Below are 11,990 nucleotides of genomic sequence, written 5' to 3'. Positions count from 1 at the left end.
CCTTTAATGACTTAATTTCTCTTACTCACCACTGCTGACATTGATTGGAATCTGCTCCACTTGTTTTTTTAATTTCGGTTGATGTAAGTTAATCGATAAGAGACCATTTTTCAACTCAGCATTTGTGACTTTCATTCCTTCAGCGAGAACAAAGGTACGTTGGAATTGGCGTGCCGCTATGCCGCGATATAAATACTGATGGTTTTGATTGTCTATTTGTTTACCATGAATAATTAGTTGATTATCATCTAGCATAATACTGAGATTATTGATTTTGAATCCAGCAACAGCCAAAGTTATGCGGATATGGCTTGCATCATCATCATTTTTATTCAAACGCTCAATATTGTAGGCTGGATAAGCTTCATCAGCTTTACCAATACGTTGCAATGTTTTCTCTACCGTTTCAAATCCTAAAAGAAAGGGATTGGAGAAAGGCGTCACATGTGTCATTGTGCGTATCCTCTTCAAAGCGGCTTTACCAGATTAAACTTCTAAAAATGTTCGCTGCATTTCTTTCATATGGCGAGCATGAATGATAACTTCAAGAGAGAAGATAAGAGAGTTTAATGACTCAAAGTATAATAAAATCATCAAAAGCAAGAAAAGTTGCTGGAATATTGTATAGTGAAGACGAAATAGAAGAAATCTTTCGTCGTTTTTCTGTTCAGCGCCCGTTTCCCAAGAGTGATCTTATCTACACCAATGCTTTTACTCTTTTGGTTGCAGTTGTGCTTTCGGCTCAAGCGACAGATGCGAGTGTTAATAAAGCAACAAAAGAATTATTTCGTCTTGCTGATAAACCGGAAAAAATGATTGTATTGGGAGAAGAAGAAATTGCACGTCACATCCGTGCAATTGGTCTCTGGCGAGCAAAAGCACGCAATGTTTATGCACTTTGCAACTTTTTAATTAATCAATATGGTGGTCAAGTGCCTGATAATCGTGAAGCCCTTATGGCACTTCCTGGTGTGGGGCGTAAAACAGCGAATGTTGTTTTAAATGTTGCTTTTGGTCGTCCTACGATGGCGGTGGACACACATATTTTTCGTCTTGGAAACCGTCTTGGTTTGGCACCCGGCAAAACACCAGAGATTGTCGAAAAAAAGTTGCTAAAGATTATACCAGTTGGTTATCTTCGTCATGCGCATCATTGGCTTATTTTACATGGGCGTTATATTTGCCAAGCACGTAAAGTACAATGTGCGCAATGCATTATTGCTGATCTTTGTAAAGCTACCATAAAAACAAATACAATTCCAGCACCTTTGGTTGAAGTTCAAGGCAATGGCCCTCCGATTTTTTTTTGATATGGTCTTGCTATTTTTTATATACTAGCTTATGAGAGTGCTTTTGAAGCCGCCCGGCAGGGCATGCCGTGGCTGTTTAGGTGCTTGTTCAAGCGTTGGTCCGCTTGAATGAATAATCCACTTTAATGAATATATGTATGGAGTAGCAAAATGCCCAAGATGAAGACCAAATCATCCGCTAAAAAGCGGTTTAAAATCACTGCGTCAGGCAAAGTAAAGGTAGCAGCTGCAGGCAAACGCCACGGCATGATTAAGCGTTCGAATAAATTTATTCGTGATGCGCGTGGAACGATGGTTTTGTGTGAACAAGATGCTCAAAAAGTTGTTCAGTATTATTTGCCAAATGGTTTATAAACCTTGCGCTTTTGATTTTTAGGAGAATATTACATGGCACGTGTAAAAAGAGGTGTGACGGCACACGCTAAACACAAGAAGGTTCTTAAACAGGCTGAAGGTTTTTACGGTCGTCGTAAAAATACTATTCGTGCGGCTAAAGCAGCCGTTGATCGCTCAAAACAGTACGCGTATCGTGATCGCAAAAATAGAAAACGGACTTTCCGTGCTTTGTGGATTCAGAGAATTAATGCAGCTGTTCGTGCAGAAGGCTTAACATATGGGCGCTTTATTGATGGCTTATCGAAAGCAGGTATTGAGGTTGATCGTAAGGTTCTTTCAGATATAGCAATTCATGAAGCAGCAGCATTTTCTGCTTTAGTTGCTTCGGCAAAGAAGGCTTTAGAGTATTTGAAAGACACAACACCTAATGCTTTTGAGGGAGCTGTCAAATAAGCCAGTCGTGTTCTCTTAAAGCATTCATTTATTCGGGATCCCGTACTGGTTGTTACTAGTGCGGGCTTTTTTCTATTCAAAAAATAGGCAAAAATATGAGCGATATTGAGCGTTTGGAACAAGAAATTTGTTTAGCTTTAGAAGCAGCTAATGATGAACAGGCACTCGAAACAGTGCGTATTGCGGCATTAGGTAAAAAAGGCAGTATCTCTGAAAAATTAAAAACATTAGGAAAAATGAATTCTGAAGAACGCCAAAGAGTCGGGCCTGCTCTTAATGGATTAAAAAATCGCGTTTTAGAATTATGGGCACAAAAGCGTGATCTCCTAAGGCGCCAAGCAATGGATGCACGTCTTTCTAGCGAAACGGTTGATGTAAGCTTGCCAGTTCGTTCTTCGCCTATAGAACGGGGGCGTATTCATCCCATCTCACAAGTGATTGAAGAAATTATAGCTATTTATACAAAAATGGGTTTTTCACTTGCAGAGGGACCAGATATTGAAACAGATTATTATAATTTTACAGCATTGAATTTTCCTGAAGGTCATCCAGCACGCGAAATGCATGATACCTTCTTTTTTGATGTTGATAAAACGGGAGAGCGAAAATTATTACGTACCCATACATCACCTGTACAAATCCGCACGATGGAAAAACAAAAACCACCAATACGCATCATTATTCCTGGAAAAACTTACCGTATGGACTCAGATGCGACTCATTCGCCGATGTTTCATCAGGTGGAAGGTCTTGTGATTGATAAAACTTCTACCATTGCACATATGATGTGGCTTCACGAGAATTTTTGTAAAGCATTTTTTGAAGTTCCTTCTGTAAAGATGCGATTTCGTCCATCTTTTTTTCCTTTTACTGAGCCATCTATGGAAGTGGATATTCAATGTGACCGGTCTGGTTCAGAAGTAAAATTCGGTGAGGGACAGGATTGGCTGGAAATCTTAGGATGCGGAATGGTGCATCCTCATGTATTAAAAAATATTGGTTTAGATCCCGATGAGTATCAGGGATTTGCATGGGGAATGGGTATTGATCGTATTGCTATGTTAAAATACGGTATGCCTGATTTGCGGGCATTTTTTGATGCTGATCTACGTTGGTTAGACCATTACGGTTTTCGTTGCTTTGACATGCCTGCTTTTTTCCAAGCCTAGGCAAAGTGTGATCTTATCACAGTTTTCATGTGAGGTTTTAAAATGAAATTTACATTGTCATGGGTAAAAGATCACTTAGAGACAGATGCATCTTTGGAAGAAATTTGTGATAAACTAACAGCGATTGGCCTTGAGGTTGATTATGTGGATGATCGTTCCTCTTTAAAAGGTTTTGTGATTGCAAAAGTTTTAACGGCAATGAGACATCCTGATGCAAATAAATTACAGGTTTTGTCGGTAGATACGGGGGCTGGTAAACCTATACAAATTGTATGTGGCGCACCAAATGCATGTGCTGGACTTGTTGGTGTTCTTGCTTTGCCAGGTACGTACATACCTGGACTTGATGTGACATTATCTGTAGGCAAAATCCGCGGTGTTGAAAGTTTTGGGATGATGTGTTCACAAGCGGAGCTTGAGTTATCGAATGAACATGACGGGATTATCGAGCTTCCAGAAGATGCACCTATTGGAACGTCATTTGCAGCTTATGCAGGTTTAGATGATCCAGTCATTGATATTGGTTTGACCCCAAACCGTTCTGATTGTACTGGTGTTCGCGGTATTGCACGTGATCTTGCTGCTGCTGGAATCGGACGATTAAAAGAATTATCTTTATCACAATTTGACACTGCTTTTGAAACACCACTTCATGTTTCTTTAGATTTTTCGCAAAGTCCATCGTTATGTTTAGGTTTTGCTTGGTGTGAAGTACGCAATGTTCAAAATGGCGCATCGCCCAAATGGATGCAGCAGCGTTTGAGTGCGATTGGTTTAAGACCGATTAATGCACTGGTTGATATGACCAATTATATAAGTTTTGATCTTGGACGTCCGCTTCATGTTTTTGATGCCGATAAGATAAAAGGAAATTTGAGTGTACGTTGCGCTCGTGAAGGGGAAAGCTTGCAGGCACTTAACGGAAAAATCTATAATTTAGGTGCTAATGATTGTGTCATTGCAGATGAAGAGGGCGTTGTTTCCATTGCCGGTATTATGGGTGGTGAAAGGACAAGCTGTGATGAGACCACACGTCGCGTTATTATTGAATCGGCGCTTTGGGATTCAAAGAGCATTGCGCAGACGGGTCGCGCATTGGGACTTATCAGTGATGCACGCTATCGGTTTGAGCGGGGTGTTGATCCGGCTTTTATGGAAAAAGGGCTTGAGATTGCAACAGAACTGGTCTTACGTCTTTGTGGTGGTGAATGTTCAAAAACAGAGGTTGTTGGTTATCAGCAGCCAGAAATCAAACAGATAGCTTTTCCCTTTTCTGAAATTAAACGTTTGACAAATTTGGAAATAGAGCGTGAGCAAGCCTTTACTATTTTAACACAGCTTGGATTTAGCGCCGTTAGCATCGAAGGGGAAGGAGATGTGATAACAGTTAAAGTGCCAACATGGCGTCCTGATATTGCTGGTAAAGCTGATTTAGTGGAAGAGGTTATGAGGATTTATGGGCTAGATGCGATTAAACCCATACCGTTAGAAAATTTTGCAGAGGGAAAAGAACAAGTTTTAACATGTTCACAAATCCGCTCACGCTTTGCTCGTTTGGCTTTAGCACATCGTGGTATGAGGGAGGCTGTGACGTGGTCTTTTATTTCTGAAATTCAGGCACTTGCTTTTGGGGGTGGTCAAGCGCATCTTAAATTAATAAATCCTATTGCTACTGATATGTCAGTAATGCGTCCTTCTCTTTTACCAGGTTTGCTTATGGCGGCACAGCGAAATGCTGATCGTGGTTTTCCAGATCTTGCTTTGTTTGAAGTTTCTAACATCTATGAAGGTGATACACCTGATAAACAACAGCGCATTGCTAGTGGAATCCGCCGTGGAACAGAACGATTTGAAGGAGCAGGGCGCTTTTGGAATGGCAATGCTGTAGCGGTTGATGTTTTTGATGCCAAAGCGGATGCATTGGCTGTTTTAGAAGCATGCGGTATGGATATCAGCAAAGTACAGATTGAGGTTGGGGCACCCGATTGGTATCATCCTGGTCGATCAGGAGTTATGAAGCTTGGATCAAAGGTTATTCTTGGTTTTTTTGGTGTTTTTCATCCTGCTACATTAGAAAAGTTAGATGTGAGTGGTCCTGTATGCGGTTTTGAAATTTTTCTTGATCGGATTCCAGAGCAAAGGAAAAAGGCAACGAAAAGCCGTTCTCCTTTGAAATTATCGCCTTTTCAAATAGTGCGGCGTGATTTTGCATTTGTCGTTGATAAAACAGTTGCTTCTTCTCTTATCGTTCGTGCTGCAAATGGAGCGGATAAAAAACTTATTCATTCAATACGGGTTTTTGATGTTTTTGAAGATCCAAACCTTGGTGAAGATAAAAAATCTGTTGCAATTGAAGTTTCTCTTCAACCCTTTGAAAAAACATTGACCGATGAGGATTTAGAAGAGCTTGCTTCAAAGGTGGTGGAAAATGTTACCAAGACAACGGGCGCATATTTACGCCGTTAAGTATTATTCTCTTCTATCGAATTTTTTATAAAGCGGGAGCACTTTTGAGTGCTCCTTTACTTTTTTGAATTCAAGGTCTGTAGAGCTTTTTGAAAGAGGTTTTCAAGTAGATCTTTTTTTAATATCAGCCTTTTTAAGGCGAAGAAGGCAATTTTTAAATAACTGAAAAAGTTAATCTTTTTTAATAAATCTTTCATTGCAAAGGTGGAGGAGAGCTGCTATTGCTAAATAATAATGCAAATCATTAGCAATAAAAGCTGTGAACGAGAGAGAGGATCAATGAACGTAAAAACGTTTTTTACCATAATTTTGGGGAGTGTTATTTTTTTCACACCTAATGTAGCTTTGTGTGCTGGTAAATTTAAAGCTGTTACGACATTCACCATCATTGCTGATATGGCGCGTAATGTAGCAGGTGATGCCGCTGATGTGGAATCAATCACCAAACCAGGTGCTGAAATTCATGAATATCAGCCTACGCCTCGTGATCTTATGCGTGCGCAAGGAGCAAATCTTATACTGTGGAATGGATTAGATTTGGAGCTCTGGTTTGAAAAGTTTTTTCAAAATATCAAGGATGTTCCAAGTGCCATTGTTTCAGAAGGCATTGTGCCGATTACAATTGGTGAGGGGCCTTTCAGTGGAAAACCAAATCCTCATGCGTGGATGTCGCCAACCTCAGCTTTGATTTATGTTGATAATATTCGCGATGCTTTCGTAAAATACGATCCTGAACATGCTGCTATTTATAAAGAAAATGCCGAAATTTATAAGCAAAAGATTCGCTCAATGATTGATCCAATCAGGGCTGAATTAGAGACATTGCCAGAAGACAAGCGTTGGCTTGTGACCAGTGAAGGTGCATTTAGCTATCTGGCGCGTGATTTTGGTTTGAAAGAACTTTATTTGTGGCCAATTAATGCTGATCAGCAAGGGACACCACAGCAAGTGAAGCATGTTATCGATATGGTTCGCAAATACAATATCCAAGCAGTTTTTTCTGAAAGCACTATTTCCCCAGCACCTGCCAAGCAGGTTGCGAGAGAAACAGGGGCTAAATACGGTGGTGTTCTTTATGTGGATTCTCTGAGTGAGAAAAATGGTGAGGTGCCTACTTATATTGATTTGTTACGCGTTACAAGTGAACGAATTACTAATGCTTTATCAGATGGAGTAAAAAGTCAATGATGGGATCTGGAATATTCGCCCAAGGGGTAACAGTAACTTATCGGAATGGACATACAGCTTTGCGGGAAGTGAATTTTGAGAGTCCAGCAGGTTCTATTACTGCGTTGGTTGGCGTTAACGGATCAGGAAAGTCAACATTATTTAAAGCTATTATGGGATTTGTACGACCTTCAAAGGGGAAAGTTCGCATTTTTGATTTGCCCGTTGAGGTAGCTTTGAAAAAAAATCTTATTGCTTATGTTCCTCAAAGTGAGGATGTTGATTGGAATTTTCCTGTTTTGGTTGAAGATGTTGTTTTGATGGGGCGGTATGGCCACATGAATTTTTTTCGTTATGCACGGGCACGAGATTATGAAGCTGTTCGTATTGCATTAGAACGCGTCGATATGTTGGCATTTGCCAAGCGTCAAATTGGTGAACTTTCTGGTGGGCAGAAAAAGCGTGTTTTTTTAGCGCGTGCTCTTGCACAGAAAGCAAAAGCTATTTTATTAGACGAGCCTTTTACAGGGGTTGACGTTACAACAGAAGATAAAATCATTGCTTTGTTGCGAGAGCTTCGTAAAGAGGGGGCTGTAATATTAGTTTCCACCCACAATTTAGGTTCTGTTCGTGAATTTTGTGATCATACGGTTTTGATAAAAGGAACTGTTTTAGCTTCTGGGTTAACAGAAATAGTCTTTACACAGAAAAATCTTGAACAAACTTTTGGTGGAGCTTTGCATCATCATCTTTTTGATCTTCAAGGCGTAAAAAAAAATGATCTTTTCATGGAAGGCAAACAGCCTTTTGTTTTTGAGAATATTGAAAGAGTGGAGCACGTTGCATGATTTCTTGGTTGCTTGAACCGCTAAGCTATCAATATATGGTTAATGCGATGTGGGTTTCTGGATTAGTGGGGTGCGTTTGTGCCTTTCTTTCTGCGTTTTTGATGTTAAAAGGTTGGTCGTTGATTGGCGATGCGCTTTCCCATTCGATTGTTCCTGGCGTAGCAGGGGCTTACCTTTTAGGGTTACCTTTTTCGCTGGGAGCTTTTTTTTCTGGTGGGCTTGCTGCGGCGGCTATGCTCTTTTTTAACCAACGAACAAAGTTGAAAGAAGATACCATTATTGGTCTCATTTTTTCTTCCTTTTTTGCTTTTGGATTGTTTCTCAAATCCTTAAAACCGATGGCTGTTAATATTGATACGATTGTCTTGGGAAATATTTTAGCCGTTAGTTCATCAGATATTATACAACTAGCTTTTATTGGTTTTTTTTCTTTGCTTATATTACTTTTGAAGTGGAAAGATCTTCTTGTTTCTTTATTTGATGAGACGCACGCGCGTGCTCTTGGATTAAACGTCAAGTTTTTAAAGATTCTCTTTTTCACATTGCTTGCTGCTTGTACTGTTGCTGCTATGCAAACGGTTGGAGCGTTTTTGGTCATTTGTCTTGTGGTGACGCCTGGAGCAACAGCTTATCTTTTAAGTGATCGCTTTGTGAATGTTTTGCTTATTGCAGTTATAATTGGGACATTTACAAGCGTATTAGGTGTTTATGTGAGTTATTTTTTGAATGCACAAACGGGTGGTGTTGTTGTGCTTTTTCAGGCATTTTTGTTTATGATGGCTTTTATTTTTGCTCCTAAACATGGGTTTATTGCTGCGCGTTTACGTATAAATGCAGCAAAAAAAAGTGTGATGATATTATGATTGATCAATTACTACTTCCTTTTCAGTTTTCTTTTATGCTTAAGGGCATGGTTATTGTCATGATCCTTTCCGTTCCAATGGCGATGCTTTCTTGTTTTCTTATTTTGAAGGGATGGGCGCTTTTAGGTGATGCAATTTCTCATGCAGTTTTTCCTGGTGTTGTTGTTGGTTATATGACAACGCCGTGGGTGATAGCATTTTTGACCTCTTTGCCATTTGCTTGGTTTCAAAATGTGCGTCCGGCTAATGTGACGATGACTTTGATTACTTTGGGTGCTTTTGTTGCAGGCATGGTTTGTGCGCTTGTTACGGGTTTTTTAGGGAGTAATAGCCGTATCAAGCAGGATACAGTAATGGGTGTTGTTTTTTCATCGATGTTTGGTTTAGGGCTTGTTTTGGCAACCTCTATTTATAGCAGTCTAGATTTAAATCACATTTTATTCGGGAATCTTTTGGGTGTTAACTGGCTTGATATTACACAGACAGCAATCATTTCTGCTATTGTCACTTTTATTTTAGGGGCAAAATGGCGTGATTTTATGCTGTATATTTTTGATTCAGTTCAAGGTCGTGCAATGGGATTACGAATATCAGTACTTCACTATACTCTTTTAACGATGATTTCTCTTACTATTGTCGCGGCTTTGAAAGCGGTTGGAATTGTTCTTGTTATTTCTTTATTGATAGCACCAGGAGCGATTGCTTATCTTGTTACTAAACGATTTTCTTTTATGTTAATAATTGCTATACTTGCAGCGGCTTTTTCTGGTTTCTTAGGAGTGTATTTAAGCTTATTTATCGGCTCTGATTCTGCGTCTACGATTGTATTGATTTTAACGCTTATCTTTATAACTATTTTTACGTCTATTTTCTTTCGTAAAAGCGCGGTTCAGGAAATTTGAGCATATATAATATATTTGATGCATATCAGATATGCATTTTTATGTATTGTCTCTCTGGTTTGTTTTAAATAGATAGCGAGACGCTAGGTTATTTCCTCCTAATATCTAGCTGATGGGTGCAGTATATATTCTCCCCAATACTGCATTCGTGATTAAAAGGCTGCATTGATTTGTTCTGCAGCCTTTTTATTTTTTGTTTTTCTAGGAATCTGTTCTTATTGCTTGAAAGTTTTGAAATGATCATCATATAGCGTAAGCTATTCTATACTTTGGGAGAAATAATCCCGAAAATATTCACCAGCAATATTGCGGGATAATTGTGTGCTAAAGCATATAGAAAGCGGGAAAATATATTAATCTCGTAGAGGAAAAAGGCAAAATAGGATGGAAAAAAATTTTAAGATATCCTACCCTTTGCGGATTTTTTATTATATATTAGGATGGGTGATGGTTATATTAGGTATCATCGGCATAGTGCTCCCTATTATGCCAACCGTGCCCTTTTTATTAGTTGCTTCATGGTGTTTTGCGCGTTCATCACCACGTTTTCACCATTGGTTGAATAATCACCGCGTTTTTGGTCCGCCTATTAAACAATGGGAAGAAAAGAGAGCTATTCCACCATTTGTTAAAGTTTTTGCGGTGGTGAGCATGACGGGAGGCTTTTTATCATTCTTGGTGATGGTACATCCAGTTTTATGGTTTGCGTTGTTGGTTGCTGTTATTTTGCTATTGATTATCATTTATATTATAACACGCCCATCTTCGTAATAACAAAAAATAAAAGACTTTGTGAGCTAACTTCTTTTTTATTTTGCTGATTTTTGAATGTTTTAGAAGGTGTATTCTCTTTAATTTCTTGTATTTCATAAAACATACTATTATTGCTGCTAGCAACATTATTGAATAAGATAATTTTATTTATAGAGATATCTTTTCAAAGAGATCAAAGATACATTTGTATTACGCTTTGATGATTTTGGTAAGATAAGAGATATTTTTTTAAGATTTCCATTTTTCTTTTTAATTTGCGCATTCTTTCTCTAAAAATAAGATGAAGAAACAAAAGATTATTAAAAACAAAAAATGTTTTTTATACCTTTATGGGTATAGAAATGCGATTTGCATTACCAAAAAAATTGAGATAACGTTCTATTTCTTGCGGATTACCGATGGTTTTTTCAGGATTATCCGAGAGTTTTACAGCTGGTCGACCATTGGCATGGGTTACTTTACACACAAGAGAAATGGTATCAAAGGCTGCAATTTCTTGGGGTGCACAACTTACAAAATCATTGGTAAGATCTGTTCCCCATCCAAAACTCATACGCACTTTATCATGAAAGTGATGGTAGGTTTTTTCAATTGTATTGACATCAAGAGCATCAGAAAAAATCAATAATTTTTCGCGTGGATCTTTTCCTTTTTCTTTCCACCATTGGATAATGCGTTCGCCACCTTCAATGGGTGGAGCACTGTCAGGTCTGAAACCTGTCCAATCCGCTACCCAATCTGGTGCATTGCGTAAAAATGCTTCTGTACCAAAGGTATCAGGCAAAACAATGAGAAGATTTCCACCATAATAACGGTTCCAATCTTGCAGAACTTTATAAGGCGCTTTGCATAATTCGTTATCATTATTAGCAAGAGCAGCAATGACCATGGGTAATTCATGTGCATTTGTTCCAAGAGCTTCTAAATCTGTATCCATAGCGAGAAGAACATTGGAAGTTCCAGTAAAAGAATCGCCAATGCCTTCTTTTAATGCTTCTATACACCAGCGTTGCCATAAAAAAGAATGGCGACGCCTTGTACCAAAGTCAGATATTTTAATATCAGGTAATTTTTTGAGCCGTTCAACTTTACTCCACATTTTTGCTTTAGCACGTGCATAAAGCACATCAAGAGCAAAACGATCTAGTTTTTTCATAGCAGCACGTGAACGTAATTCACTGATAATAGCAAGGGCGGGGATTTCCCACATGGAGCTATGGGACCATAAACCATGAAAATGGAGGATATATTGACCATCTTTGCGGGTGAGTTCATATTCTGGCAGTTGAAAGTTCTCGAGCCAATGAAGAAAATCTGGTTCGAAAATTTGTTTACGTCCATAAAATGTATTACCAGCAAGCCAGATCATTTCTTTTTTCGTAAAGCGTAAACTAAGGGCGTGATCAAGTTGAGCACGTAACTCACCTTCATCAATATCATCAGCCAGACGTATTGTTTTGGTACGGTTTATGAGGGAGAAAGTAACATTGACATTGGGATAAAGCCCCCAAATCATCTGTACCATAAGAAGTTTATAAAAATCCGTATCCAAAAGTGAACGAATAATAGGATCGAGTTTCCAAGCATGATTATAAACACGTCTCGCAATATCTGGATGATTCATAACCCTTTTTCTTTCAGTTTCGTGGAGTCTAAACTTACTGTACACTAACACGATCAATATAGGTAATACAGGAATGAT

The 11,990-nt window shown here is 38.8% G+C and carries 12 protein-coding genes; 10 read left to right on the top strand and 2 right to left on the bottom strand.

Going from position 1 to position 11,990, the window contains the following annotated elements; translation table 11 throughout:
• Positions 1-21: 21 nt before the first annotated feature.
• Positions 22-453, bottom strand: a complete 432-nt coding sequence (locus MCS_RS04910) for an Hsp20 family protein (protein ID WP_004856148.1) — start codon at positions 451-453, stop codon at positions 22-24.
• A gap of 116 nt (positions 454-569) precedes the next feature.
• Here MCS_RS04910 and nth point away from each other — a divergent pair, with 116 nt between their 5' ends.
• From nth to MCS_RS04860, 10 genes are all read left to right on the top strand, one after another.
• A complete protein-coding gene (gene nth / locus MCS_RS04905; RefSeq protein ID WP_004856147.1) occupies positions 570-1,310 on the top strand; it encodes an endonuclease III in 741 nt (246 codons plus the stop codon).
• Between the two features lie 150 nt (positions 1,311-1,460).
• A complete protein-coding gene (gene rpmI / locus MCS_RS04900; protein WP_004856146.1) occupies positions 1,461-1,664 on the top strand; it encodes a 50S ribosomal protein L35 in 204 nt (67 codons plus the stop codon).
• A 33-nt stretch (positions 1,665-1,697) separates the two neighbouring features.
• Entirely contained in the window at positions 1,698-2,099 is a 402-nt protein-coding gene (rplT, locus tag MCS_RS04895) for a 50S ribosomal protein L20 (protein ID WP_004856145.1), read from the top strand.
• A gap of 95 nt (positions 2,100-2,194) precedes the next feature.
• Positions 2,195-3,268, top strand: a complete 1,074-nt coding sequence (gene pheS, locus MCS_RS04890; protein WP_004856144.1) for a phenylalanine--tRNA ligase subunit alpha — start codon at positions 2,195-2,197, stop codon at positions 3,266-3,268.
• Between the two features lie 42 nt (positions 3,269-3,310).
• Positions 3,311-5,734: a phenylalanine--tRNA ligase subunit beta gene (gene pheT, locus MCS_RS04885; protein WP_004856143.1), complete on the top strand. Its 2,424-nt coding sequence runs from the start codon at positions 3,311-3,313 to the stop codon at positions 5,732-5,734.
• Between the two features lie 279 nt (positions 5,735-6,013).
• Positions 6,014-6,922: a metal ABC transporter substrate-binding protein gene (locus tag MCS_RS04880; RefSeq protein ID WP_004856142.1), complete on the top strand. Its 909-nt coding sequence runs from the start codon at positions 6,014-6,016 to the stop codon at positions 6,920-6,922.
• Entirely contained in the window at positions 6,919-7,749 is an 831-nt protein-coding gene (locus MCS_RS04875; protein WP_004856141.1) for a manganese/iron ABC transporter ATP-binding protein, read from the top strand. Before MCS_RS04880 ends, MCS_RS04875 begins: the two co-directional genes overlap by 4 nt.
• Complete coding sequence (locus tag MCS_RS04870) at positions 7,746-8,612, top strand: metal ABC transporter permease (RefSeq protein WP_004856140.1); 867 nt, start codon at positions 7,746-7,748, stop codon at positions 8,610-8,612. Before MCS_RS04875 ends, MCS_RS04870 begins: the two co-directional genes overlap by 4 nt.
• Complete coding sequence (locus MCS_RS04865; protein ID WP_004856139.1) at positions 8,609-9,514, top strand: metal ABC transporter permease; 906 nt, start codon at positions 8,609-8,611, stop codon at positions 9,512-9,514. Before MCS_RS04870 ends, MCS_RS04865 begins: the two co-directional genes overlap by 4 nt.
• A gap of 384 nt (positions 9,515-9,898) precedes the next feature.
• Positions 9,899-10,285, top strand: coding sequence for a YbaN family protein (locus MCS_RS04860; RefSeq protein WP_024864141.1), 387 nt, complete (start codon positions 9,899-9,901; stop codon positions 10,283-10,285).
• Positions 10,286-10,607: 322 nt separating this feature from the next.
• Here the strand turns inward: MCS_RS04860 and pncB are convergent, their stop codons facing one another.
• Entirely contained in the window at positions 10,608-11,912 is a 1,305-nt protein-coding gene (gene pncB, locus MCS_RS04855) for a nicotinate phosphoribosyltransferase (protein ID WP_004856137.1), read from the bottom strand.
• Between the last annotated feature and the right edge of the window lie 78 nt (positions 11,913-11,990).

The sequence above is a fragment of the Bartonella doshiae NCTC 12862 = ATCC 700133 genome (assembly GCF_000278155.1).
In the GTDB taxonomy this organism is placed as follows: Bacteria; Pseudomonadota; Alphaproteobacteria; order Rhizobiales; family Rhizobiaceae; genus Bartonella; species Bartonella doshiae.
The sequence above is the reverse complement of the archived record's forward strand: the minus strand, read 5'-3'. Positions and strand labels throughout refer to the sequence as shown.

Bases quoted from the DNA above. Each gene is read 5' to 3' on its own strand.
- rpmI (WP_004856146.1), top strand. From the start codon at position 1,461: ATGCCCAAGATGAAGACCAAATCATCCGCTAAAAAGCGGTTTAAAATC.
- MCS_RS04880 (WP_004856142.1), top strand. From the start codon at position 6,014: ATGAACGTAAAAACGTTTTTTACCATAATTTTGGGGAGTGTTATTTTT.
- pheS (WP_004856144.1), top strand. From the start codon at position 2,195: ATGAGCGATATTGAGCGTTTGGAACAAGAAATTTGTTTAGCTTTAGAA.
- MCS_RS04910 (WP_004856148.1), bottom strand. From the start codon at position 453: ATGACACATGTGACGCCTTTCTCCAATCCCTTTCTTTTAGGATTTGAA.
- MCS_RS04870 (WP_004856140.1), top strand. From the start codon at position 7,746: ATGATTTCTTGGTTGCTTGAACCGCTAAGCTATCAATATATGGTTAAT.
- rplT (WP_004856145.1), top strand. From the start codon at position 1,698: ATGGCACGTGTAAAAAGAGGTGTGACGGCACACGCTAAACACAAGAAG.
- pheT (WP_004856143.1), top strand. From the start codon at position 3,311: ATGAAATTTACATTGTCATGGGTAAAAGATCACTTAGAGACAGATGCA.
- MCS_RS04865 (WP_004856139.1), top strand. From the start codon at position 8,609: ATGATTGATCAATTACTACTTCCTTTTCAGTTTTCTTTTATGCTTAAG.
- MCS_RS04875 (WP_004856141.1), top strand. From the start codon at position 6,919: ATGATGGGATCTGGAATATTCGCCCAAGGGGTAACAGTAACTTATCGG.
- pncB (WP_004856137.1), bottom strand. From the start codon at position 11,912: ATGAATCATCCAGATATTGCGAGACGTGTTTATAATCATGCTTGGAAA.
- MCS_RS04860 (WP_024864141.1), top strand. From the start codon at position 9,899: ATGGAAAAAAATTTTAAGATATCCTACCCTTTGCGGATTTTTTATTAT.
- nth (WP_004856147.1), top strand. From the start codon at position 570: ATGACTCAAAGTATAATAAAATCATCAAAAGCAAGAAAAGTTGCTGGA.